The organism is Desulfosediminicola flagellatus (assembly GCF_005116655.2).
Lineage (GTDB): Bacteria > Desulfobacterota > Desulfobulbia > Desulfobulbales > Desulfocapsaceae > Desulfopila > Desulfopila flagellata.
The window spans coordinates 918,133-944,012 of the sequence record NZ_CP050698.1; the positions used below are offsets into that span (position 1 = coordinate 918,133).

Annotated in this window: 15 protein-coding genes and 1 tRNA gene; 11 read left to right on the forward strand and 5 right to left on the reverse strand. The window is 44.1% G+C overall.

The annotated features are described in order from the left end of the window. Nucleotides 1–15 precede the first annotated feature (15 nt). The 5 genes from FCL46_RS03890 to amrS all read left to right on the forward strand — a co-directional run bounded on the left by FCL46_RS03890 (nucleotide 16) and on the right by amrS (nucleotide 6,944). Nucleotides 16–3,045, forward strand: coding sequence for a PEP/pyruvate-binding domain-containing protein (locus tag FCL46_RS03890; RefSeq protein WP_136810020.1), 3,030 nt, complete (start codon nucleotides 16–18; stop codon nucleotides 3,043–3,045). 188 nt (nucleotides 3,046–3,233) lie between these two features. Continuing rightward, nucleotides 3,234–4,583: an NADP-specific glutamate dehydrogenase gene (gdhA, locus tag FCL46_RS03895; RefSeq protein ID WP_136810019.1), complete on the forward strand. Its 1,350-nt coding sequence runs from the start codon at nucleotides 3,234–3,236 to the stop codon at nucleotides 4,581–4,583. A gap of 8 nt (nucleotides 4,584–4,591) precedes the next feature. After that, nucleotides 4,592–5,374, forward strand: coding sequence for an arginyltransferase (locus FCL46_RS03900; RefSeq protein ID WP_228723322.1), 783 nt, complete (start codon nucleotides 4,592–4,594; stop codon nucleotides 5,372–5,374). A 269-nt stretch (nucleotides 5,375–5,643) separates the two neighbouring features. Continuing rightward, nucleotides 5,644–5,826: a hypothetical protein gene (locus FCL46_RS03905; protein ID WP_136810018.1), complete on the forward strand. Its 183-nt coding sequence runs from the start codon at nucleotides 5,644–5,646 to the stop codon at nucleotides 5,824–5,826. Nucleotides 5,827–5,933: 107 nt separating this feature from the next. Further along, entirely contained in the window at nucleotides 5,934–6,944 is a 1,011-nt protein-coding gene (amrS, locus tag FCL46_RS03910) for an AmmeMemoRadiSam system radical SAM enzyme (protein WP_136810017.1), read from the forward strand. 315 nt (nucleotides 6,945–7,259) lie between these two features. On the opposite strand, the gene FCL46_RS03915 is transcribed toward amrS, so the two are convergent. Both FCL46_RS03915 and FCL46_RS03920 read right to left on the reverse strand, forming a co-directional pair. Beyond that, the gene (locus tag FCL46_RS03915; protein WP_228723323.1) at nucleotides 7,260–8,042 is read right to left on the reverse strand and encodes a hypothetical protein; all 783 of its coding nucleotides are present in this window, start codon (nucleotides 8,040–8,042) and stop codon (nucleotides 7,260–7,262) included. 345 nt (nucleotides 8,043–8,387) lie between these two features. Further along, on the reverse strand, nucleotides 8,388–8,741 hold the full coding sequence (locus tag FCL46_RS03920) for a PilZ domain-containing protein (protein WP_136810015.1): 354 nt from the start codon (nucleotides 8,739–8,741) through the stop codon (nucleotides 8,388–8,390). Nucleotides 8,742–9,456: 715 nt separating this feature from the next. Here FCL46_RS03920 and FCL46_RS03925 point away from each other — a divergent pair. From FCL46_RS03925 to FCL46_RS03935, 3 genes are all read left to right on the forward strand, one after another. After that, on the forward strand, nucleotides 9,457–10,089 hold the full coding sequence (locus tag FCL46_RS03925; RefSeq protein ID WP_228723324.1) for a LysE family translocator: 633 nt from the start codon (nucleotides 9,457–9,459) through the stop codon (nucleotides 10,087–10,089). A 283-nt stretch (nucleotides 10,090–10,372) separates the two neighbouring features. After that, the gene (locus FCL46_RS03930) at nucleotides 10,373–13,222 is read left to right on the forward strand and encodes an FAD-binding and (Fe-S)-binding domain-containing protein (protein ID WP_136810014.1); all 2,850 of its coding nucleotides are present in this window, start codon (nucleotides 10,373–10,375) and stop codon (nucleotides 13,220–13,222) included. A gap of 619 nt (nucleotides 13,223–13,841) precedes the next feature. After that, nucleotides 13,842–16,559, forward strand: coding sequence for a hybrid sensor histidine kinase/response regulator (locus FCL46_RS03935; protein ID WP_136810013.1), 2,718 nt, complete (start codon nucleotides 13,842–13,844; stop codon nucleotides 16,557–16,559). Between the two features lie 264 nt (nucleotides 16,560–16,823). Here FCL46_RS03935 and FCL46_RS03940 read toward each other — a convergent pair whose 3' ends face one another. Then, nucleotides 16,824–18,161 carry a replication-associated recombination protein A gene (locus FCL46_RS03940; protein WP_136810012.1) on the reverse strand — a complete coding sequence of 446 codons (1,338 nt, stop codon included), beginning with the start codon at nucleotides 18,159–18,161 and terminating at the stop codon, nucleotides 16,824–16,826. Between the two features lie 780 nt (nucleotides 18,162–18,941). Between FCL46_RS03940 and FCL46_RS28695 the strand changes: the two genes are divergently transcribed. Both FCL46_RS28695 and FCL46_RS03950 read left to right on the forward strand, forming a co-directional pair. Continuing rightward, nucleotides 18,942–19,130 carry a transposase gene (locus tag FCL46_RS28695; protein WP_420811261.1) on the forward strand — a complete coding sequence of 63 codons (189 nt, stop codon included), beginning with the start codon at nucleotides 18,942–18,944 and terminating at the stop codon, nucleotides 19,128–19,130. A gap of 592 nt (nucleotides 19,131–19,722) precedes the next feature. Continuing rightward, a complete protein-coding gene (locus tag FCL46_RS03950; RefSeq protein WP_136810011.1) occupies nucleotides 19,723–20,523 on the forward strand; it encodes a hypothetical protein in 801 nt (266 codons plus the stop codon). 477 nt (nucleotides 20,524–21,000) lie between these two features. Here the strand turns inward: FCL46_RS03950 and FCL46_RS03955 are convergent. Next, nucleotides 21,001–21,082 (reverse strand) — tRNA-OTHER (locus FCL46_RS03955). A gap of 135 nt (nucleotides 21,083–21,217) precedes the next feature. Between FCL46_RS03955 and FCL46_RS03960 the strand changes: the two genes are divergently transcribed. After that, nucleotides 21,218–22,459: a tyrosine-type recombinase/integrase gene (locus FCL46_RS03960; RefSeq protein WP_136810010.1), complete on the forward strand. Its 1,242-nt coding sequence runs from the start codon at nucleotides 21,218–21,220 to the stop codon at nucleotides 22,457–22,459. Nucleotides 22,460–22,773: 314 nt separating this feature from the next. Here FCL46_RS03960 and FCL46_RS03965 read toward each other — a convergent pair whose 3' ends face one another. Beyond that, nucleotides 22,774–25,878, reverse strand: a complete 3,105-nt coding sequence (locus tag FCL46_RS03965; protein WP_136810009.1) for an HsdR family type I site-specific deoxyribonuclease — start codon at nucleotides 25,876–25,878, stop codon at nucleotides 22,774–22,776. Nucleotides 25,879–25,880: the final 2 nt, after the last annotated feature.

Genomic DNA, 25,880 nt, shown 5'->3' on the forward strand with positions numbered 1-25,880 from the left:
CAATGAGAGGTATCCATGCTTATAGACTCAGGCAGGATTGTTTCAGATTTTGATCCGCACTTTAAGATTTTCCATGAACTTATGCCTTTTAAAGTTCAGGAAATCCTGCTTGTTTCCAGTCTCTATGATGCCTTTATTATGGAAGAGGACGGGAGCCTGGCAACCAGGCTCATAAATGAGTATCACGGTCTTAACCTGAGTAAGGCGCCGCGAATCACCAGGGTTTCCACTGCAGAGGAAGCGCTGGAAATTTTAACAAGAAAGCCGTTTGATATGGTTATGACTATGCCATATCTCGGTAGCATGGATGCTTTTGAACTTGGGTCGGAAATAAAAAAAATCCGGCCGGATATCCCCGTAGTGCTGGTAGCTCACAATATTCGCTCCACTTTCGCTGATAAAATGGACTCCCATGGGGTAGATCGAATTTTCCTCTGGTGTTGTGAGGCTGATCTGCTGCTTGCCATCATAAAAAATGTTGAAGACCATCGTAATGTCGACGCGGATATCCAAAGGGCAATGGTGCGGGTCATCATCTATGTTGAAGATTCCCCCCTATACAGATCGCTTTTTTTACCGCTCATATATCAGGAGGTAGTGCGGCAGACCCAGTCAGTTCTTGATGAAAGCCTCAATGAACGCCATCGTTTACTGAGAATGCGAGCCCGACCCAGAATACTGATGGCTACTGATTACGAAGAAGCCATGAAGTTGTACATGCGCTATAAACCCTTTGTGTTTGGCATTATATCTGATGGGCGGTATAAAAAAGATGGTGTAATAGACGCAGAAGCCGGGATAATTTTTCTTCGCAACGTGAGAAAGGAAGTTCCGGATCTGCCTCTGCTGATGATCAGTTCGGAAGCGGACAATCGCGAAAAGGCCGAGAAGTTACCAGCTATATTTATTAACAAGGATTCACCAGCAATCCGTGATGAGCTCCATGATTTTTTCCTGAACTACCTCGGTTTCGGAGATTTTGTCTTCAGGCTCCCCGATGAAACTGCTATCGGCCACGCATCAAATATTTACGAGTTTGAACAACAACTTCGTGTTATTCCAGATGAATCACTCGAATATCATGCTAAAAGGAATCATTTCTCAAACTGGGTAATGGCACGGGCTGAGGTGGCGTTGGCCAGGCGATTGCATTGCGACTATATCTCCAATATTGAAAACCTCTCAGATATGCGAGAGGATCTGATTTTTAAAGTCCATTCACTCCGTAAGCTGCGTCAGCAGGGAGTTGTAGTCAAGTTTAACCACAGCGATTATGACCCGGATATCATGGATTTTGTCAAAATTGGAAATGGCTCAATGGGCGGTAAAGCCCGTGGCCTCGCATTTATGTGGGCATGTCTGCAGCGGTCGTATACTGAAGATTCGGTACTCTCGGCACATACCGTCACCATCCCCATAACATGTGTTATTACAGCAGATGGTTTTGATGCATTTGTCGCAGAGAACAATCTCTACTATCAGCGTGATATGCCCGATGAGATGGTTGCGGACCTTTTTCTTGACGCAACCTTGCCCGCCTGGCTGAGAAAAGAACTTGCGGGCTTTCTAAAAAAAAGCTCCAAGCCGCTATCAGTACGATCATCAAGCCTCCTTGAGGATGCGCAGTTCAAACCCTATGCTGGACTTTATTCCACCTATTTTCTGCCAAATAATCATCCTGACTTTCGTGAGAGGATGAGTCAACTCGAAAGTGCAGTAAAACTTGTTTATGCTTCAACATGGTTTGAGAGCCCAAGAGCGTTTTCCCGTGCTTCAAGCCAGGGGCGTGATGATTCTATGGCTATTATCATTCAGCAGGTTGTCGGTGCGGAGTATGATGGTTTCTGGTATCCCTCGTTGGCCGGTGTTGCGCAATCCCATAATTACTATCCGGTGATGGGAATGAAAGCCGAGGAGGGGATTGCGCATATTGCACTTGGCATTGGTAAAACAGTTGTTGAAGGGGAAAAGTCGCTGAGGTTTTCTCCTGCCCATCCTAAGCGCTTACTGCAGTTTTCGTCTGTTGAAGATATCTTGCAAAACTGTCAGAGGGAGTTTTATGCGTTAGATATGTATAGCAATAGCTGTGTTCAGCGGCGTGGTTCAAATCTGGTGAAACGATTAGTGCAGGATGCCGAGAGCGAGATGCCTGTGCAAATGCTTTCATCAACCTATATTGCAGATGAACACAGGATACGTGACGCGTATTTACCTGGTTTAAAAGTGATGACTTTTGCTCAGGTGTTGAAGTATACAAATTATCCTCTGGCTGAGATTCTGACTGAACTGTTGAAGTTGGGACGGAGGGGGATGGGGTGTGAAGTCGAAATTGAATTTGCTGTGGCTTTGCATCCGCAAATAGAAAAAAGTACATTTTATTTTTTGCAGATACGACCAATGGTAACAGGCGGAGAACGTGCTGATGTAACTATCTGTGATCACGAAGTTGAGTCGTCGTTTTGCTACTCAAATCAATCTCTGGGGCATGGGACTTTTGATAAAATGGTTGATATTGTTTACGTCAATCCAACCGATTTTGACCCGGCAGCAACCAGGAAAATGGCAACTGAGATTGGTGCAATAAACCGAAAGCTGACAAACGAAAATAGATCATATCTGCTGGTTGGTCCAGGGCGTTGGGGATCGGCCGATCATTGGCTGGGTATCCCGGTCCAGTGGAGTGATATCTCAGGCGTCGGAGCCATGATAGAATTGCGAAACGCAAGTATGCGGGTCGATCCTTCGCAGGGTTCACATTTTTTTCAGAATATTACTTCGTTGGGAATTCCATATCTGACAGTTACTGAAGATCGTGATACGGTGCAATTGAACGCTCGTGATCATGATTTTTTTGACTGGGAATGGCTTAGCGCCCAACCGCATGTGGAAGAGTATTCCTATGTGAAACTGGTACGACTTGAAACACCCTTTGTTTTGAAATGCGATGGGAAAAAGTCAGAGAGCTGCTTGCTACCTGGTGAAGAGGCGGACGAGGCGTCATGTACAGTTGAAGGCGAATCGGTTTTTAATGAACGTTACAGATAGAGAAAGATACCGAATATGAATTATCCGTCGAGTTTAACATGTCGTATTAATTATTAATAGTTAAATTAGAATACAACGCTGTGTAAGCGAATAACAAAATATATATATACTATACTTTAACTACTGATAAGATCATCCATATTGAAGCTTCCGGTCAGATGAGCACCGGCTAAAAGCGGGAGAAATGCATGGAGCAGATAATGAGCCTCGTGAAGGAGCGCGATCCTGAGCAGAGGGAATTTCACCAGGCTGTGCAGGAAGTTGTTGAAACTGTCAAGCCGGTTCTTGATAGAAATATGGAGTACCGTCAGCAAGCAGTGTTAAAGCGTATCACTGAACCCGAACGGGTTATAATGTTTCGTGTTCCCTGGATGGATGACGATGGACAGGTTCACGTCAATAGAGGTTTCAGGGTTGAAATGAACAGTGCACTTGGCCCGTACAAGGGGGGCCTGCGTTTTCATCCTTCAGTTAATCTCGGAATTATAAAGTTTTTGGCCTTTGAACAGGTATTTAAAAATTCACTGACCACCCTTTCAATGGGTGGAGGTAAAGGTGGGTCTGATTTCAATCCTAAGGGGAAATCGGATGCCGAGGTTATGCGCTTTTGCCAGGCTTTTATGGCAGAACTCTACAGGCATATTGGTCCCAATACCGATGTACCCGCAGGAGATATCGGTGTGGGGGCACGCGAGATCGGATACCTTTTCGGCATGTACAAAAAACTGAGCAATGAGTTCACCGGAGTGTTGACCGGGAAAAGCCTGAACTGGGGTGGGAGCCTTATCCGACCGGAAGCTACAGGGTACGGCACGGTATATTTCGCAGCAGAGATGCTGACCACCCGTAATGAAAATTTTGAGAATAAGACGTGCCTTGTTTCGGGGTCCGGTAATGTAGCGCAGTTTACAACTGAGAAAATCCTGGAACTTGGTGGTAAGGTGCTGACGATCTCTGATTCTTCAGGGTATATCTATGATGAGCAGGGCATAGATAGAGAGAAGTTAGAATATATCCAGCAGCTAAAAAATGTGCGACGCGGGCGTATACAGGAGTTTGTTGAAAAATATCCGGGTGCTGTGTACACGGCAGTTGATCCTGCTCTGGATTATAATCCGCTTTGGGCACACAAAGCCGATTGCGCTATGCCATGTGCAACCCAGAATGAAATTAATAAGAAAGATTCCTCTAACCTTATACAAGGTGGTGTTACACTGATAAGTGAAGGGGCGAATATGCCATGCACGCCTGAAGCTGTTGATATCCTGATTGACCAGGGAGTGTTATATGCCCCCGGAAAAGCGGCAAATGCAGGCGGGGTTGCGGTATCCGGTCTTGAAATGGCTCAAAATTCGATGCGTCTTTCCTGGCCACGCGAAGAGGTTGACAACCGCTTGAAGCAGATAATGAAATCGATTCACAGAACCTGTCTTGATGCATCCTCAGAGTATGGCATGGGGCAGAATTACCTTGTGGGAGCAAATATCGCTGGATTCACAAAGGTGGTAAACGCAATGCTGGATCAAGGGCTTGTCTAATTACTACTATGAAATCTACAACTGTCGATGACGAAAGGATGAAGGAAAACGTGACGACAGATTACGACAAAATATGTGCAGCGGAATTCGCTGCCCTCCAGAACCGGGTAGACAGGTACTTCGTTGAACTTAATACCGAATGCCCTTACGGTTTGCCGTATATAGCCTGTTTTTACCAGGCGATGTTCGGGCCGATCAATGACCGTGCGATGGAACTGTTTCTGGCTGCCGGCTATAGACGTAATGGCAATTGTCTTTACTCTATGCATTGCAGACAATGCTCAGCCTGTATTCCCATCCGTATGAAACCCGCTGATTTTAAGCCCAACCGTAATCAGCGGCGTGTGCGGAGTAAAAATGCCGATATTGATGTGTGCCTCAGCAGTGTAGATATGGATAAGGAGCATATGGCCCTTTGCGATCGTTTTCTGTCAGCGCGATATCCGCAGGAGTTTAATACAGCTGACGGGTATTATGGTGGTTTCTTCTGTAATAACATTGTGGATTCTATCCGGATTGATTTTCGTATTGATGGGCGTCTTGTTGGCGGTTCTGTGATTGATATGGGAAATAACTGGATGAATGCCGTCTATTTCTATTTTGATCCTGATGAAAGTGCACGAAGTCTCGGGACCTTTAACATTCTTACCCTGATTGATATGTGTCGTGATTATGAGATCGAATATCTTTATCTTGGATATTATATCAAGGAAGTTCGGGCAATGAATTATAAGGAGAGGTTTTGTCCTCACGAGTTGTTTATTGACGGGGTTTGGCAGCAGAAAATGTGATTAATTGTCAACGCTGTAGGTGCTGATATCTAAGCATTGTGCTGTTTTTTCGATGTTGTTCACGTTGGCCCGTTGACTGGTCATGGGACCATAAAAAACATAGCAGATGATATCCATTTAAAACAATACCAAATGGATATGCGGTATAGGTTGATGAAAAAGAATGAGCCTGACTGATTGACGGATCCGTTGTTTTTGTGATAAGGTAAAATCAGGTATAGTCTTCATGCACTTTTTTCAACATCAGATTCCATTCGTGGAGGGGGGATATGAAAAGATGGCATATGGAGGGTATTGTCAGTTTTACAGGACGGACCAGTCCAAAGCTTGAAATTCCGCATCCCGGCCAACGAACACTCTGGTCGGCTGCATCTATAGCCAGAGGCAGAACGGATTCTGTTCTGGTTAAAGTATTGCGGGCAGCAAAAGAACGTATGCTGCGTCAGGCCTGAGATACCATACTCCTAAATGTGCAAGCTGTTTTGAGTTTTTTAAACCCCTTAGGGGAGGCGCTGAGTTGCGTCTGCCAACCTATGGGGATTATTATAGGTGAGAAGCTATGCGGAAAGCAAAGTTCTGTACCTCGAAAGATGGGTATGTCCAGTGCAATCTTTGTTCTCATCAATGTAAAATAACCGAGGGGAAACGTGGTCTCTGCAAAGTTCGGGAGAACATTGACGGCAGGGTTTTTTCTCGTGTTTACGGTAAAGTTGTTGCCGAGAATATAGACCCCATCGAGAAGAAACCTCTCTTTCACATCCTGCCTGGAACCCTATCCTATTCTATCTCTACACGTGGCTGTAACTTCAGGTGTCTGCATTGTCAAAATGCATCGATTTCACAAGTTGAAAGAACAGAAGATCCCGCAAGGTTTTGTAAGGATCGCAGTCCTGAGGAAATTGTTGCATCAGCTGTCTCCTCAGGTTGCAGAAGTATAAGTTATACCTATGTTGAGCCGACGATATTTTATGAGTACGCTTATGACTGCAGTGTGCTGGCTGTTGAGAATGGACTGAAAAATATATTTGTTTCAAATGGATATATGAGTGGTGCCGCTACAAGAGAACTGGCATCTGTGCTTACAGCAATTAATATCGACATCAAGTCGTTCAGCGATGATTTTTACAGAAAGATATGTGGTGCCCGCCTCCAACCGGTTCTTGATACTGTGCAACTGATGCATGAGTTGGGCGTGTGGGTAGAAGTTACTACGCTACTGATCCCGGGGAAAAATGATTCAACCGAAGAGCTTAAGGCCCTTGCAAAATTTATAGCGAATGTAGACGTTACAATCCCCTGGCATGTCACCGCATTCTACCCGACACATAAAATGCTGGAACCACCACGAACCTCTCTAGAGATCCTTGAAAGGGCATATCAGATAGGAATAGATTCAGGATTGCAGTTTGTTTATGAGGGGAACATACCGGGAAGCGGCGGCGAATCCACTTCATGCCCAGGTTGTAAGTCGGTGGTTGTGAGCAGGCGTGGCTTCTCAATTGAGAAAAACAGCTTGGCCGATGGTAAATGCCCGGAATGTTCGACTTCGATTCCGGGCGTCTGGAAGTGAATCCTACCCAGGAGGCTGTCTGAGAATAGGAGTTTTGGTCAAAATCGAGACTTTTCCCAAAAATAAGCACAGCCATATAGATGATATTGCGAGCATTATTTTTTGAAAATTCCGAAGAGTTTGGGCAAAAGGCCATTGTCGGACAGTCTCCTGGGACTGCCTATTACCCATAAATCAAAACCTCAGCTTTACAGATTATCTTCGGGATCCTTGAAAATACAATAAAAGGACTGAGGTTAAAGGCCTAAGTCCTTATGCACGCCTTGATCCTGAACCAACCGCTGACGTTTCAAGATGGAAACTACCTGAACTATTTCAACGTCTTTTCCGAAATAACGTCCCGCTTGTTTTGGTGAGCAGGATCGCAAATACGGCTGCTGTAAGACCGAGCAACACATTGTAATACGCTGGTGCAGCAAGCGCGATACGTATGATGAGAGTCGATAGAGCAAATCCCGAATTTCTAAATACAGCATAAAACGAAGGTTGAAAGCATTGTGAAATGAGAACAACCAAAATGTCTGTAAGTATCAGAACTGTATAAAATTGATGAAGAAAATCTGTATGACTTGTTCCTTGAACTGTCAAAACCAAATTGTTGATTCCCATATACGAAAATGTAGCTAAAAGAGCCAGAGCAATTCCTTTTTTGGCAGCAACGAAGGCGTAGAGATCGGTCGGCCGCATAGCATCTTCAGCATTTTTAGCCTGTACTATATAATAATAGCCAAGGAGGGCGAAAACCAATAGTGCACCAAAGCCATCTGAAATGATCCTGAGGATAGCATCCTGATTTCCTTCAAATGAGAGCGGTTCAGGAAATTTCGAAAGTTCTTTAAATGCACTCCTGAGCAGGATAAGCGAGAGAATCTCAAACTGTTTACCAACGGATTTTGAAAAAGAGCACGGCAGTGTAAAAACGAGACTTATCACCTCGAGTATCAGCACTACTGTGAATGCGTAAGAGATAGCGTAGAAATGATTTGTTGGTACAAAATTGAAAAACGCTCCAGGCAGCAGTCCCTGCCGTTTCATTTCTATAGTAATAAGACTGAGAAGGAAAAAAATAACCAGTGTTACAGATATCTTACGGTACATTTTTTCATGCTCCCAGAGATGGTGGAGCGGGTCAAAAATGTACGTTATTTTTTCATACAGATAGTTCATGTGATCATTTTGGAAGTTAGAGTAGTGGTGGGGAAAAGATGCTTTCAGTATTGATATTCATTTGCATTTACTATCATGGAATGAAGATATTGGCAAATGAAATAGTGATTTAATATACGTTAGAAGAGTATTACAAAACAGGATTGTCTCACGAGTTTTCAGCCTGGGGGAAGGCTGTATACCCTGCAGATTATCTTATTGTATTGTCCAAAAGAGAAAACCCTGTACACCCAGGGAGAAAAAAATCGAAGGTGCACAGGGTTGAGGAGATACTGTTTATGAGATGAAAATGTCTGGCCATGGATCTTCTTCGTGTTCAACAACCGGTTCTTTATCCATAACGAATTCTGTCCACTTCCAGGGGGCGTTAATGAGTTCTAAGCCGAGATTTTTAGTATAGCCTGCATTGTGAGACCATCTAATGCGGGCTGACATTTTGAAATTCGTTTCCTTGCTTGTAATAACCAGAGATAAGCGTCGAACGTTATGGTCGATCTTTCCCGGAATATCCTGAAGGCACATGCCAAACCTGGAAATGTTGTGTATGTAGCCTGAGAAAAATCCTCTACCATCTGAAATATCAACCAGATAATTAATATCCCCGAGCCGTGGATGTTTTCGATTTTCCATATTACCTCATTCGTAAATAGAACAATCACATATATAATAGTTTGGATACGCTGATTTCACAGAAGCGGGCTAGGAGACTGTCCGACAATGGCCTTTGTTACAAACTCTTCGTTATTATCAAAAAATAATGCTCGCAATATCAAATATATGTCTGCGCTTGTTTTTTGCTAATGTCTCGATTTTGAACCAAATACCTATTCTCGGACAGCCTCCAGGGACTGCCTATTACCAATATCTTTTCGTTTTTTGCCAAATCTGTCGATTTTCCAGCATCCTGCCTAGACTGGAAGTGTGCATGAGGACTCAGTCCTTTTGTTGTGTTTGCAAAAAACACCAAGTAGCAACCCTACCTGTATAAGAAAATATGCAAAATTAACGATCTATAATGAAGCTAAAGTTACGCGACATACATTACACGTAGCCATGACCATGAATGTGCAGGTATGTATATCGAGTACATCGGGGAATGTGACCGAATAATACTGGTATTTGCAAAAAACATAAAGAAAAAAAGAGTGCTAAAGTGTGTTAGGCGGTCTGGGGCAAAATAGAAATTGTGAAACGCGGGTCACACCGCGATTGTATCTGATTATCAATAGTCGGTGAGTTTTGCCCTTGCTACAATGCATGGTGTCGGATAACGTTTGTTTGCATGACGTAGTACAGATTCTACCTATTATACAAACACTTTGATCAATATTTCTGGAGACCAGACGTGGTTCATCATTTCAATATAGCCTTGTTGTCACTATTCATTCCAACGTTTCTTTTTGTTTCTGCAACACCCGGAATGTGCATGACGCTTTCGCTTACTCTCGGTATGACTATCGGTGTGCGTCGCACCATGTGGATGATGCTCGGCGAACTGGTTGGAGTGGCACTTGTTTCTATTGCCGCAGTAATCGGTGTAGCAGCTGTAATGCTGAATTATCCATTTATCTACATCGGTCTGAAGTTTGGTGGTGGTGCGTATCTTACCTTTCTCGGAATTCAACTCTGGAGATCCCTGGGTAAAATGGCGCTGCAGCAGGTCGGGGGGGAGGTTGTTGAAGTAAGCAGGTTCACCCTTATTCTTCAAGGGTTTGTTACGGCAATTGCCAACCCTAAGGGATGGGCATTTATGATTTCATTGTTGCCACCGTTCATTGACAGTGATTTGCCGCTCAAACCACAATTGTCATTATTAGTTCTGATTATCCTGGTAATCGAATTTGCTTGTCTTCTCCTGTATGCGGGTGGAGGGAAGACTTTACGCCGATTTCTAAAGCAGAGTGGAAACGTCAGAATGATGAATCGTGTTGCAGGTACCCTGATGATCGGGGTGGGCTTCTGGTTGATGGCTGGTTAAAATTCGTCAGCCTCCGTTCTTTTCTGGCAAAACTCTTTAAGAATACTTACTATTTGCAACTAAGAAATTTTGTTTTTTAGTTTCAGGCAGATATTGTGAGTTGTCGATGGTTGGGTACTCCTCAATCGTATCCCATTATTTAGCGTTAGACTGTGTAGCAGCTTACAGTATGATATCGTTTTTTTTGCCTGCATAAAAGTACCCACCACAAGATGAAAAATCTATGGCTCTGCAGTCCATTGAACTATGGAACAAGAGGAGCCCGTCCAGGAGGGAGTACCTTATGAACGCACCTGCAACACGTAGCCATTTACCTGGTGAGTATCAGCGATTTATACAAAAAATCGAGAGTTATGTAGACGAAGAGAGAATTATAACCGACCCGCTGAGAACTCTTGCTTTCGGTACTGATGCTTCCTTTTATAGATTGATTCCTCAGATTGTTATAAAGGCGCAGGATGAAGACGAAGTTGCATTGCTTCTTAGAGCTGCAAGCGAGTGTGGGGTTGCCGTAACATTTCGCGCTGCTGGCACCAGTCTTTCTGGTCAGGCTATTTCAGACTCTGTACTAATCATTGCAGGGTCATTCTGGCAGGATCGTGAAGTTAAAGAGGATGGTCGGCGGATTAGGCTGCAACCTGGAGTTATCGGCAAACATGCGAACAATTGCCTGGCACCTTTTGGCAAAAAAATTGGTCCTGATCCGGCTTCTATTAATGCTGCAATGATTGGTGGCATTGCAGCGAATAACGCCAGCGGCATGTGCTGTGGCACTTCTCAGAATAGTTATAAGACTGTCGCGTCAATGCGCATCCTGTTTCAGGATGGCACGCTTCTGGACACTGCAGATCCTGACAGCTGTAAGCAGTTTAAAGAAAAGAGAGCTGATTTATATGATGCAATTGCCAATTTGTCTTATGACGTGAAAGGTAATGCCAAACTCTCTGAACGTATTCGCAACAAGTTCAAAATCAAAAACACTACGGGCTACAGCCTGAATGCTCTTATTGATTATGATGATCCAATTGACATTATTACTCACTTGATAATTGGCTCCGAAGGAACACTCGCATTTATCTCCGAGATTACCTATGACACTGTTGAGGAATATGCCAATAAGGCGAGTGCTCTCATATTGTTTAATACGATAAAAGACGCATGTATTGCGACCGAGATTCTCAAGCGCCAGCCGGTTGCGGCAGTTGAACTGATGGATCGGGCTGCTCTGCGCTCTGTTGAAAGTAAAGCCGGAATGCCGGAATATCTCAAAAAACTCGATGAAGGGGTTGCAGCCCTGCTGGTTGAAACACGGGCAGCTGATCATGATCTGCTGGTAAATCAGATTGAGATAATCTCCAACTCACTTAGCGACATCTCACTTGTACGTCCACTTGAATTTACAGATAAGGTGAGTGAGTACACCAAACTCTGGAATATCAGAAAAGGATTATTTCCTGCAGTTGGGGCAATACGTGAGACGGGCACAACGGTCATCATTGAAGATGTAGCTTTTCCTATCGAAAAACTTGCGGATGCGACCCTGGAATTACAAAAGGTGATGGCGAATTTTCAATATCACAATGCAATTATCTTCGGCCATGCACTAGAGGGAAATCTTCACTTTGTCTTCACTCAGGATTTTGCAACAGACGAGGAAATCGATCGTTACGGTAATTTTATGCAGGAAGTCTGCACGATGGTGGTCGACAAATACGATGGCTCGCTAAAAGCAGAGCATGGTACAGGCAGGAACATGGCACCATTTGTTGAATATGAATGGGGGCATGAAGCATATGCGCTGATGCAGAACATCAAGAAATTGTTTGACCCCGAAGGCCTCCTTAACCCGGGAGTGATTCTTAACACAAATCCCCAGGCACATCTGGAGAATCTCAAACCGCTTGCGAAGACTAATCCGCTTGTTGATAAATGTATAGAATGCGGATTTTGCGAACCGATGTGCCCATCACGGGATATCACGCTGTCACCGAGACAGCGCATCACCGTACAACGTGAAATTTCACGTCTGAAAGCCACAAAAAGTAATCCGGACAGGTTGAAGGCACTGATTGATGGCTACAAATATCTTGGCGATGCAACCTGCGCAACAGATGGTTTATGTAAAACAGCGTGCCCTGTCGAGATTAATACAGCGGATCTCACCAAAGAACTCAGAAGGATGGAAGTTGCCGGGACAGCCCGTGAGACTCTCGCCCGGGTTGTTGCCAGAAATTACGGTCCTGTTACAACTATGGTACGGCTCGGATTGGAAGGAGCTGATATTGCACACAAGATACTTGGAACTTCTGCGATGACAAAGGTTGCTGAATCCGCTCGTAAAGTCAGCGGAAACCGGTTGCCGTTATGGACTCCTGAAATGCCGAAGCGAGCACCTAAACGCGCATATTCGAATGTTGCTGGATCTGGTGGACGACAGGTAGTTTATTTCCCGAGTTGTATTTCAAGGACAATGGGACCTGCACGACGTGATTCAGAGCAGCGATTGCTTTCAGAGGTTACCGAGAAGGTGCTGGAGCGTGCAGGATATGGAATTATTTATCCTGAAGGTATGGAGAAGCTCTGCTGTGGCGTTCCTTTTCAGAGTAAAGGTGCTTTCAGGCAGGCTGATGAAAAAGCTGCAGAGTTGGAACAGGTGCTTCTTGAAGCATCAGGGGGCGGTCTTGTACCGATAATCTGTGATACCAGCCCATGCCTCTACAGAATGCGTGAGGTAATGGACAAGCGGTTGAAGATGTATGAGCCGGTTGAGTTCCTTCATGATTTTGTTCTTGCTCATCTTAATATCAATCGTCTCGATGAGACAATTACAGTACACACGACATGCTCGCTTGAAAAGCTTGGACTTGCACCAAAATTAGTTGCCGTTGCTGAGAAATGTGCAACCGCTGTTGTAGTGCCTGAAAAGGTAGGTTGTTGCGGTTTTGCCGGTGACAGGGGGTTTACTTTTCCAGAACTGAACGCATCCGCTCTCAAAGATTTACGACCTGCTGTAATGAAAGGTGGAGCAACCTCAGGCTACTCAAATAGTAGAACATGTGAGATTGGTTTGTCGCTGCATTCAGGTATTCAATACAAATCTATCATGTATCTTGTAGAGCAGTGTACCCGATAGTCTGTCTTTTTCCCTCCCGCAGGTTACTATTTTCCGGCGGGGGGGCCTCTGTGTTAAAGCAAAAGCTCTTCTTTATTTGACTTCTGTTAATTACATTGTATCCGATTGCCTCTGTTTCTTAGATCGTCTATATGTATACATTTTTTTCACTACAACCTCTCACATGTGTATATGTAACCCGATGCAGGCGATGCCAATTCCGCACTAAATTGAGGTGATTATACATTTTCAGTTCTTGGTGGTTTTACGCCTCAGGCTGAACTTCTTGTACCTCATGTTTCACCTTTTATTGCTGAGAATTAGGGGTAATCAGAAAATTGTATTCCTTCTATTGCATATTTCATCATAGTCCGGTTATCTTCTGTCGCTTAATATGATTGATGCAGGGTAGGAGCGAGTCTTCTGGACAGTTGATTAAATTATTATAACTATTCCATGTGAGTTCGAATTCTTATCCTGTGTTAGGAGTTGAGGCTGCTAGGTCTAACGTTTTCAGGGCTCAATGTGGAGTATTGTGAGGCCTTAAATATGAAATGACTGGGCCTTTTAATTATACGGGTTGAGCTGTGATGTATTCATTTTTCAAGGCCCGCGAAGTTATCAACCCGGAGTATGGCTAATGAGCCGTATTTTCAATAATATCTCACTTAAAATCAGTATTTCCATTCTGGTAATACAGATCATAGTCCTGACTCTGATAGGGGTCTATTTCAGTAGCCGATTTGCTGCAGAAATCGATAATCACCTTGCCGAGAAGTTGACAACACCAGCTTCCCTCATCTCTAAAGGTGCACTTAATTTTACGTGCGTTGACGATCTTGGGACATTGTCTGATCTGCTCAAACTGGAAGTCCTCGAAACATTTATTTTTGAGAAAGACGGTACAGTTTCGCATATAGCAGATCCTGGTGCAAAGGGTAAATTATATCTCAATTTTCTCAACACTGATGAACAGCAGGCATTTTTAGGCGATCCCAGAGGCCATCATCAGGTAGAATTTACAGACTTGGAAGGGCAGTGGACTATCTCTTCAATTTCTCCTTTCACTTCAGGCGGGGAGTATAGCGGAAGCATTTATATCAGGATTAATGGCGAAGAGATAGTGCGTCTGAAAAGGCGGGTCATGCTGGCAATTCTGCTTGGAGCTCTGGTTGCGATTATTCTGATAACAGTTGGCGAAGCTATAGTGGTCAACAGGATGATAGTACCAAGGGTCACGAAAACATCAGCAGTAATGCATCGTATAGCAGAGGGAGATTTCTCTGCACGGATAGAAGACAGCGGACCGGCGGATCAAATTGGGTCTATGATGGTTCAGGTTAATGCAATGATCTCAACAATCCAGCATTATACCGGTAAACTTCAGATCCTGAACCGGGCGGCTGAAGGATTTGCTCATGCAGAAAGCCAGGAAGATATAATTACACAGGCAGCAGAACTTATTGAACAGCAACTTCCGGTGAAACGGTACGATGCGTCCTCAGCTGGTCTATCACCCAGAGTAAGGGAAACAGTATTTACATTGCCTGTGACGGATAATGAACAGAATTATCAGGTATTAGCTTTTGCCGCAGCTGCTGGGTATAAACCCCTTGGTACCGTTGATCGCGATTTTATAGCGACCATGTCACGAATGGTGAATGTTGCAATTGACAGGATTGTCACATTCCAAAATATTACCAATGCTGAGGCGCGCTACAGGCAGCTGTTCACCTCTGCACTGGAAGGTATTCTTCGCATTTCGTATGATGGAAAAATAATTGAGGCTAACCCTGCTCTGGCATCGATGACCGGGTATGAATCCGTTGAGGAAATGATTGATCAGATAAGTGATATTGGCTGCCAAATGTGTGCAGAGCCACTTGTTTTTGCCGAGTTACTATCATTGCTTGAGTATGAAGAGCAGGTACTGGATCGCGAAATAGATATTAAGCGCAAAGATGGTGGTACTTTTCCTGTTTCTATTTCAGCATATTCAGTCCGTGATGATTTGGGCCGGTTGCATGCTTTTGATATCAGATTGTTTAATATTGTTGAGCGAAAACGTAGAGAGCAGGCGGAACGTGATCACCTGGCTGCCGAGGCGCTGAGTATTACAAAATCAAAGCTGGTAGAAGATCTTGAATGGAAGAATCGTCAGCTTGTTGAGGCGCTTAATGAGCTTAAAGCCACTCAGATGCAGTTGCTGCAAAGTGAAAAGATGGCTGCAGTTGGCACAACTGCAAGTGGTGTAGCACATGACCTGAATAATATTCTTGCAGGAATTGTGAGTTACCCCGAGTTGCTGCTTGCCTCTTTACCAGAAGAGAGCGAAATGAAGGAGCCGCTCAACACTATCCTTGGTTCCGGTCGGAGAGCTGCGGCAATTGTTGATGACCTGCTGGCATTGACGCAGGGTGTGGCAAAGGACAGGAAAAGGCTGGAACTGCAATCTGTTATCGTGGACGTTTTACAATCTGCAGAATTTATCCAATTGATGGAAGCGGATGGAAATATAGAAGTAGAGTCATACTTCTCTGATGAATCTTCGTTTATTGTGTGTTCTCAAATTCATATCCACAAAGTGATCATGAATCTTGTCCGTTATTCAATGAAATCATTTGATAATGTCGGAAGAATAACCATCTCGACAGCTGTTGAAACGCGCCAGAGAGGAGTGATTGCTTCCGGCCAAAAAACGATAGATACTCTCGCTGTTATACGAGTGAAGAATACTGGACCGAAAATTCCTGAGGAAAACATCAAACATATATTTGAGCCGTTCTATACCCGTAATGTTATGAGAATGGGTGGGACCGGACTTGGCTTGACCGTTGTCTGGAATGTAGTTAATGAGCACAATGGTAGAATAGAAGTACGTAGCAGCGATGAGGGGACAGAGTTCTCCATTTACCTTCCTGTAGATGAAGGTGGTGTGGTCAATTGCCCTGAAGAACAGTCCCAGGTCGAGAACCTGGAGGGTGAAGGCAGGATTTTAGTTATTGATGATGAGCCACTGCAGCGCGATATAGCTGGAAGGATACTGCAACGTTTTGGTTACGAGGTCGAAGTCAGCAGCTCAGGAGAAGATGCAGTTCGATTCCTGGAACATAAACGTGTAGACCTTGTAATTCTCGATATGCTTATGCCGCCTGGTATTAACGGATTGGAAACGTATAAACGCATTCTAAAGATTCATCCGGATCAGAAGGCGATTGTTGTGAGCGGTTATGCAGAGAACAAAGATGTTAAGCTGACTATGCAGCTTGGAGCGGGTGCTTTCGTGAAAAAACCGTATACCATGTATCAGATAGCTCACAGCGTCAAAAATGAACTGAAGAGAGAAGGGATTACGTAATTTTTTAGTGGATGATTTTTTGATTATGACTTGAAGTAGCACGTACCGATTTTTGCTGAAAGTTAGCATCTGGCAATGAGGCAATTTTGTAGTGGAGATGTATGTGCTGATATCAGCAGGATCGACATGATAAAACTCGGCAACGTACAGAAACTTTCATGTTCAAGCCCGCTTGGTAGTTTTTTTTTACACCTCACACCTCACACCTCACACCTCACACCTCACTCCTGACACTTCATAGCTTAGGAGTGATTTCTAATCATATTACTTTTTGTCTTTTTCCTGATCCTGCTGTTTTCGTTTTAAACTATCCCACCAGTCCAGTCGTTTTTTTATCTCTTTTTCAAATCCGAAAGCTGATGGCGAGTAATAGGTCTTCTCATCCATGGAATCGGGGAAATATTTTTGGTAGCTGTAATTGTCGCTATATGCGTGGGAGTACTTATAGCCTTTATTGTAGCCGAGATCTTTCATGAGCTTTGTCGGGGCATTGCAGATATGCAGAGGCACTTTATGATGCCCTGTAGCATGCGCGTCATCGCGTGCGGCGAAGTAGGCCACCTCAGTGGTGTTGCTTTTAGGTGCGGTTGCCAGATAGATTGTGAGCTGAGTAAGCGCGGTTGAGGCCTCGGGCATCCCGAGAAAATGGACTGCGTCTTTTATTGCCATCGCCTGTGTTATTGCCTGCGGGTCGGCAAGTCCGATATCTTCTGTTGCGATACGTACGAGTCGTCTGGTTATATACATCGGGTCTTCGCCTGCTTCAAGCATCCTGGCAAGCCAGTATAATGCTGCTTGAGGATCACTGCCGCGGATAGATTTTTGAAAGGCGGATATGAGGTTAAAGTGTTCTTCGCCGCGTTTATCGTAAAACATTGAACGTTGTGAGATTGCCTGCATCACCTGCTCTGCAGAAATTTTCTCGCCCCGATTCATCCTGCGGGCAACCATTTCCAGGTTGTTTAATGCTTTCCGGCCGTCTCCACCTGATTTTTCAGCCAAAATCTGTAGGGCATCTTCATCAATAGTGAGATCCTTCGGGACTGTACTGAGTGCTCTTTTCAGAATTTCCTGTATGTTTTCTGCTGCAAGGGATTCCAGCACAAATACATGACAGCGGGAGAGCAGGGCGCTGATCACCTCAAACGAGGGATTTTCGGTTGTAGCCCCAATCAGCACAATGGCTCCTGATTCTACATATGGCAGAAATGCGTCCTGCTGAGATTTGTTGAAGCGATGAATTTCATCAACAAAAACCAGAGTTTTTTTCTGTTCTCGAAAGAGCCGGTTTTTGGCCTCTTCCATCAGCGTTTTAACTTCACCGATTTTCGTGAGAACTGCACTCAACGAGCAAAACGAATGGGTCGTCGTAAGTTCGATGAGTTTTGCAATAGTGGTTTTCCCGGTTCCAGGAGGTCCCCAGAGAATAAATGAGCTGTAATTATCGGATGATATCATCGATTCGAGCATTGAACCAGGGCGCAGGAGTTTCTCCTGGCCAACAATCTGGGTGATTTCCTGTGGGCGAACACGCTCCGCAAGTGGGATATCAATAGGCTGCTGCAAAGGCTCGGATTCAATAAATGATAACTGCTTGGACATGCAAATGACCGGTAGTTGAAATGTAATAACGAAAAATACTCCCATGCAATGAGTTGGTGCGCAGGATAAGAACCGAAATCATTTTACCATGAGGGAATTCCTATGCGAGGACTTTTCTTCGATAACGGATGTAAATCAGTTGGGAAGGTTGCTCAAGTAATCGTATGTACGACAAAGACCTCTTGGATATGAAGTCGCTCAGTCTTTAAGAAGCATCAGTTATATCTTTTGTCAGCAGAAATACATGGGACGCCAGGGCCAGCCCAAAGAGATATTGAACTATGGGGTTGATTCCGTTTCCTAAACCTTTAAGCCGGTATGGAAATCCTTGGCCTTAGGCCTAGTGCTCTGTAAATCTTTAAATGTCGTAAAGATTGTTCGGCAATTTTAGTGCACTGCGAGGCACGAATGAAGGAGCATAGCAGCGATATGTGACTGAATGAGAAACGAAGTCAGTGTGCTAAAAGGGCGAACAAGATCCGATAGGTAAAGGTTTACAGAGCACTAGGTCAGAGTTCATAGGTTTTGTGATGTGAACGACTCATTGCTACAACTTCAACGATGTTGCTCCCACGATAGTGTAGAAGGAGTAGGCAATGAGTCACTTTAAGAAGCTATCACAAACAATTTGGCACTGCCAGTATCGCATAGTGTCTCTTCCAAATTACAGATTCAAGATACTTGCCGGTGAAGTGGTCAAGGAAACAGAGCGTTGTGTAAGAGCATTGTGCTGAACAACAAGGAACTGAAATAGTACAACTACGTGTCCCGTTGGATCATGTGCATTTGCTTGGCAAAGTTCCACTAAAGGTTTCGATTTCGAATTTCGTTGACACTCTAAAAGGCCGGACTGAAATTCGAATATTCAATAAATTTCAAAATATGAAGAGTAAGCTTTGTCGGGGTAATTATTTTTGGCCCAAGGGTATGTTTTCGTTTTTTATCTCGTTGTATCAAATATATACGTGACAATTGGTGTTCATGTATAACGAAAAGGCTGCGTCAATCACGAAGGTGAAGTCTTTATCATTTCTCTAAAAAAATAAATAAAAACGGTGGGTTCATTATTTGATATTAAATGTGTGTGAACATAAATTAGCGGATGATCTATCGTACTTGATCTAGCATGTTGATTTTTTTATGATTGACATAAAATGTAGGATGAACTTAAGTGTTAGGTAATGGGCTGGACGGACATAGATCACAGGACTTGATATGGTGCTGGAAGGTCATGTAGTGCAAGGGGAATCTAAGAGTTTTTTGTGTTTCCTGATCCGCAGTAGCGAGCAGCATTTGTGATATTTCAGTATAGGAAATTTGGACTATTACATTGCAATTGATTCTGAAAGTACATCGGCAACCATATTTCCGGGGAAAAGTGGCCTGATATTAAGACGTAACATGATTAGCCGACATTGATACTATCTCAATTTACGATTGAGTGATTGTTCTGAAATTATTTAATCTCTACTAGAGTATTTGCTTTTATACGTCCCGCTTAATAAGTGGTTGTTAATGTTTGACATGATTGTAAAATGTATTTTTTGGAGGTGAAAAGTTAGTGCGACTAATTAAAACAAAAGAAGAAGTTAAGGTTTTAACCAGGCGTTCAACACTGCTCCATTTGGTTCCACTCAGTCTCGTTGAGACTCGCCGTTTAGCTTGCCGTCATGAATGGGGAGATGTAATAAGATATAAGTCTTTAATGATGTTATTATTATTGTGTTTATTGTTAAGTTTCTTCGAAATTTCATATTCAAATCCTCATCTACAAAAAAATGATTCAAGCAGAATACTGCAAAAGAAGTATGAGGATATAACAATCCAAATAGGAAAACACTATAGCTCAATTTCCGGGGAGTTTATTTTTGATTACAGTCGAAACAATTCGGGAGTAGATGATAGCGAATTTGTTGTAAAAATACCAATTTTGAAAGATAAAAATCAAACAATAAACGACTTCGCGCAATCAATCAAAATATCAGCTTCTTGTGGCGATTTGACGTTGAATGGTGCATATCTTATTGAAAATAATGAGTTAGCAGAGGTGGTTGGTGATGTTGCAAAGGATACAACCGTTTATAATGTTGAATATTATTCTATCAGAAATTGTGAGCAAGAAGACATTTTCAAAATTAATTATCAACAAGAGAATGTCATAGACAATGAGACGATCAGATTTATATATATCCCAATAGTAGAAGAAAACGTTTCATCAAATTTAACTATTAATATTACAAAACCTACACAGGGAAAACTTGTTATAAAGAATGCCGGAGAACATTTTGTTGAGTCAAATGACAATATTAAAATTACTCCTCAAAACCATGAAATGATAGTAGCTGAATATCAGGCTAACTAAATCATCAAACGTAGGCCATTCGATGTTTCACGTGGAAGTAAATATTGGACCAGCAGGGATTGCTATTACGTAGATCATTCCCTGGTGAATTTTGGAACGTTTTTACTTGCTATAAATGCTGTTGACCATACCTTTTCTGCTAATCTGAGGATTACCTTAACATCGTAGTACTTTCCGTTTCTCCTAAAATTCCATATAGCTATATTATAAGTGATATCCTTTAAAAGGATTCTTACTGATATATATGCAGGATCCTATGTCTCCCTGATTGTCATCATATTGGTTGATTAAGCTTTACTGGAAAATTTTTGAAATGACTTTTGAGGGTAAACTTAGAACAACTGAATGTGTTCAGCTTAGACGTACTGATTTGGGGAGATTTATATGGTGAAGAATGCCGAGATAAATATAGAAACCCAGAATGGTATAAACGAAACAGGCCCTTACAGAATAATTACTGTAAGGGCCTGAAATAACTGGTACACCCGGACGGATTCGAACCGCCGACACCCAGGTTCGAAGCCTGTGTTTAAGATTTCACATGACATCACTTGAATGCATATGTGTTGACAAAACAATGTGTTCTGGGTAATTCAATTCACGTGGCGTCATTTTGTTTCACGCAAAAGGTTGTACAGGGGTTGTACAAAAAGGTGCGCTTGCAATTTTCTTCTTTTAAACTCGGGTGTAATTCATGCAGTGGATTAAGGACGGTCGATACGGTTTACGTTATCGAGAGCACGCAACCAGAAAGACAGGAGTAGGGCGAAATAAACGACCGGTTAGATATTACACTGCTGTGTTCAAATTTAAGGGGAAAGTTATTACTGATGTTTATGGATATGAAGATGAATTTCCCGGTGGCCCGAATGAGATACAGGCAATTGCTCTCCGGCTAAAGATGAATCGTCAGGTTAAGATTCCACCATTTACTTATAAAGATTTACTACATGATCGTGAGCATGAGTTGCTAATCCAGGAGCAAGCTCAAATAGCTGAAGCTGAGAAGCAAGAGAAACTCAATCGTACAGTGTTTGGTAATCTTTTTAGCGAATACATCGAATCAAAGCCAGATACTCGTGCTACTCGTGAATGTGCAGGTTTTTACAGAAAGTGGCTAGAGTCTGATCTTCATTCTAAACAACTAGATGAGATTAAATTACTTGACCTGCAGCGAATTCAGAAAAGAATGGAGAAAGCTGGTCGTGCTCCGAGGACTATTAAGACCATTAAAGAGGTTGTGCGACAGATATACAACTATGCTATTGAGCACGAGCTATACGCAGGAGTCAAATGCACTGATAATTTCCTGAAGAAGTTAAAACTGAACAATCAGCGTGAAGAGTACTACACAGCAGAGCAGGCTGAGCAGTTGTTGGGGGTATTGTTTGTAATATCTCCTCAGACTTATCAGATGGCAACTCTATCATTATACACCGGGATGAGGTTTGGTGAAATTGCTGGTTTGAGGTGGCAGCATGTTCGACTTGACCGAAGGACTATTTTCGTAGCTGATCCGAAGAATAAGGAGAGCCGCACAGTTCACATGCTTGATGAGATACATGAGATGTTCAAGGAGATGGATGAGGGGGAACCCGGTGAATTGGTCTTTCCTGATAAAAGTGGAAATGGAGTAATACAAAAGATTTCCAATACCTTCCCTCGAGCTGTTGATAGTCTTGGCTTTAATGAAGGCGTTACAGATCGTCGCCTGAAATTAGGATTCCATTCACTTCGACATACTGCAGCTAGTTGGATGGCTAATTCAGGCGTTGAGAGCATGGTGATTGCTAAGGTCCTTGGTCATAAAACATTAGCTATGGCCATGCGGTATAGCCATGTGAATGACAATACCGTAAAGACTGCTATGCAGACTTTGCAAGAGACCAAGACCGAATCCAGTAATATTATTAAACTGCAACGTTCACAAAGTTGACTTTAATGGAAAGACGTTTCTCGTTACACTGTAACGGTTCAATAACATGCAAAAACCAACGTATAAAGGCAACGACGATATAGAGAAAAGGCGCTCAAAGACCCTGAAGGGCTACAAGTAATGCTTTGTCCTCAGCCTGCAGCCTACCTAGGTAGAGGATGCAAAACTTCAGGAAAAACTAAGCGCCAAATAATTGAAAAGGCACTTATAGATTCTGATAAGCGTTACAGTGTAACGTAATTTTAAGTGTAGAAATCAAGATTCTATCTGACACAGCGCCTGGACATGCCTGCTTTCCACATTCATTGCTTCGCCTATATATCTCCACCAACCCCTTTAAACTTCTCCACAAAGGCTGAAATCTTTTGGAAGACCGTTTGCTTCTTCTTTTTGTATTGCGGATTGAGCGGGCTCATTTTGGGCAGTGTGGCATTGAGTGCCGTGCCGTTTTCGGTCGCGAATTCGCGCTTTAAGGACGCCTTGATGTAACGTCTTGCCTCCTCTTGATTCAGGGCCTCGGTCTGGATTAGCTCCTCGGCTTCGCGCTTTTGTTCAGCTTGGGCAAACTTGAAGAACGCATCGATCACGTTCGCTTTGTCTCCGATGTCGTTTAGATTCGTTTCATTGATGAAGTCAACAATCAGGCTCTCTTTTGCCCGGCTCCCAATGCTGGCTCGGATCACCCTTCTCACTTCATCGATGAGGTCATCCTTGTTCTTGGTCTTCTTGTTGTGCTCAAAGATGAGTTCCAAAATGTAATCGAGATTGATCTCTTGGGATTTCAACAGATCCACCTCAAAAACCACATCATCCCAATCAACGGTCGATTTGTCTTTCTGCTCAGCATCCTTCTGCCGTCTTAACCAGTCGCGGGTGTCATTGTAGGTGGATCGATAATCTTGCACCAGTCGCTCAGACGGAACCACGATTTTCTGCATTGCCTCCAGATCGTCGTCGCTCAGGTAGTGCTTCGCTTTGAATTCCTCGACCGCTTCCCCATCCTCCAGATCAACCTCTTGCAAGGCTTTGAGGCCGGTAAACTCATCGTAGTTGCGCAACACATTCTCGACCCTAAGGTATTCTCCGAGCAGTTTCACAAAGTCTTTTTTATCCTGTTCGCTCTCGATCTTGCTCGGTTCAGGGAAGCGCACTAGCAGCTCGTTCACTACCTCCACATAACCACGCAAATTCCTTCCGGTGGCGATGTCGGTAAAACCCTCCATGTATTCCTTATAGCTCTTTTCCAACACCACGTTCTTGGTGTTCGCATTGCCAAATAGAGTGATCGAATCAACAGTGCTCTGCTCCAGATCACGGAAGGTCACGATATTGCCGAAGGTCTTGGTGGTGTCATAAATCCGGTTAGTCCGTGAAAAAGCCTGCAAGAGTCCGTGGTAACGCAGGTTCTTATCGACAAAAAGCGTGTTGAGAGTCGGTGCATCGAAGCCTGTCAGGAACATCCCTACCACAATCAGCAAGTCCACCTCCTGCTTCTTCACCCTCTGGGCCAGGTCGCGGTAGTAGTTTTGGAAACCCTTGCTATCGACCCCGTAGTTCGTCTTGAACGCTGCGTTGTAGTCGCCAATGGCAGCATCGAGGAACTCCTTGGCACTGCTATTCATAGCGACCACCTCGAAGCTCTCGTCGGGAATGTCGCCCACAGCATCCTGTTCCTCGTTGGCAGCAAAAGAGAAAATCGTGGCTACCTTGAGACGCTTCTTTTCCTCGACTTCACCTTGCAGCTCACGGAAGGTTTCATAATACGCCTTGGCTGCATCCACACTGCTCACAGCAAACATGGCATTGAAGCCCTTCGCCCCCATGTGCGCACGATGCGTCTTCAGGGGAAAATTCTTGAGGATGTAGCCTGAGATCTCACGAATACGATCTGGGTGGAGCAATGCCTGCTTATTCTCCGCAGCGGTGAGCTTCTTCTCATCCTGCTCGGTCTCGATGGTTTGGAACTGGGGACGCACGTCGTTGTAGTCCACCTTGAACTTCAACACCTTCTCATCACGAATGGCATCGGTAATCACGTAAGAATGCAGCTCCCGCCCGAAGACGCTTCCGGTCGTTTCGGCACCCAAGGCGTTCTGAGGGAAGATCGGCGTGCCCGTGAATCCAAATTGGTAATATCGCTTAAACTTCTTTTGCAGGTTCTTCTGCGCCTCACCGAATTGGCTGCGGTGGCACTCATCGAAAATGAAAACCACTTGCTTGTTGTAGATGGGAAGGTCGCCATCCCCCCGCATCAGGTTGTTGAGCTTCTGGATAGTGGTGACGATGATCTTGTTATCATCCTTCTCCATGTTCCGCTTCAGCCCCGCCGTGTTCTCGGAGCCGTTGACGCTATCGGGCGAGAATCGTTGGTATTCCTTCATCGTCTGGTAATCGAGGTCTTTGCGATCCACCACGAAGAACACCTTATCGACGAAATCCAGCTCGGTGGCCAAACGCGCCGCCTTGAAGCTGGTGAGGGTCTTTCCTGATCCGGTGGTGTGCCAGATGAAGCCGCCACCCTCAGTGTTGCTCCAATTCTTTGCATGATGCGCACTCTTGATCTTCCAGAGGATACGTTCTGTCGCAGCAATCTGGTAGGGGCGCATCACCAGCAGAGTGTTGTCCGCACCGAAGACGGAATACTTCAAGAGCACTTCCAACAAGGTGTGTTTCTGGAAAAATGTCGCGGTAAAATCCTTGAGGTCTTTGATCAGCGAGTTGTCCGCCTTCGCCCAGTTCATGGTGAAGTCGAAACTGTTCTTATCCCGCTTCGTCGTATTGGCAAAGTAGCGGCTGTCCGTGCCATTGGAGATCACGAACAGTTGCAGATATTTATAGAGGGAGTTTTCCGAATTGAAGCTCTCTTTGCTGTAGCGGTGTACCTGGTTAAAGGCTTCACGGATCGCCACCCCGCGCTTTTTCAGCTCGACCTGCACAAAGGGCAGCCCGTTGACAAGGATAGTGACATCGTACCGATTAGCATGGCTGCCAGCTTGCTCAAACTGCTTGATCACCTGCAGCTTGTTGTTGAGCACATTCTTCTTATCCAGCAGATAAATGTTTTCGATGTGTCCGTCATCAAAGACAAAGTCATGGATGTAGTCCTCATGGATTTTACGGGCCTTGTCTGTGCTGTGTTCATTGGCCGGGTCTAGATACTTCTCTACAAATCGCTTCCATTCATCCTCTGTGAATCGCACATCATTCAGCTCTTCAAGCTGGACACGGACATTGGCCAGCATCGCCTCGGGCGTACGGATATCCGTGGCGTAGGTGTAGCCCTGGTTTTCCAAATCCCGGATAAATTCCCGCTCCAAGGCATCTTCGCTCTGGTAGTCTTCTTTGAGCACAAGATCCCGATGATAGCGGTCGAGGACGATGAAGTGCTTGGTTTCGGCGATGGTGTTGTAATTGATCATGA

Coding starts and splice junctions, on each gene's coding strand:
- amrS (WP_136810017.1), top strand. CDS start 5,934: ATGCGGAAAGCAAAGTTCTGTACCTCGAAAGATGGGTATGTCCAGTGC.
- FCL46_RS03900 (WP_228723322.1), top strand. CDS start 4,592: ATGAAATCTACAACTGTCGATGACGAAAGGATGAAGGAAAACGTGACG.
- FCL46_RS03920 (WP_136810015.1), bottom strand. CDS start 8,741: ATGGAAAATCGAAAACATCCACGGCTCGGGGATATTAATTATCTGGTT.
- gdhA (WP_136810019.1), top strand. CDS start 3,234: ATGGAGCAGATAATGAGCCTCGTGAAGGAGCGCGATCCTGAGCAGAGG.
- FCL46_RS03890 (WP_136810020.1), top strand. CDS start 16: ATGCTTATAGACTCAGGCAGGATTGTTTCAGATTTTGATCCGCACTTT.
- FCL46_RS03930 (WP_136810014.1), top strand. CDS start 10,373: ATGAACGCACCTGCAACACGTAGCCATTTACCTGGTGAGTATCAGCGA.
- FCL46_RS03960 (WP_136810010.1), top strand. CDS start 21,218: ATGCAGTGGATTAAGGACGGTCGATACGGTTTACGTTATCGAGAGCAC.
- FCL46_RS03965 (WP_136810009.1), bottom strand. CDS start 25,878: ATGATCAATTACAACACCATCGCCGAAACCAAGCACTTCATCGTCCTC.
- FCL46_RS03905 (WP_136810018.1), top strand. CDS start 5,644: ATGAAAAGATGGCATATGGAGGGTATTGTCAGTTTTACAGGACGGACC.
- FCL46_RS03935 (WP_136810013.1), top strand. CDS start 13,842: ATGAGCCGTATTTTCAATAATATCTCACTTAAAATCAGTATTTCCATT.
- FCL46_RS03940 (WP_136810012.1), bottom strand. CDS start 18,161: ATGTCCAAGCAGTTATCATTTATTGAATCCGAGCCTTTGCAGCAGCCT.
- FCL46_RS03915 (WP_228723323.1), bottom strand. CDS start 8,042: ATGTACCGTAAGATATCTGTAACACTGGTTATTTTTTTCCTTCTCAGT.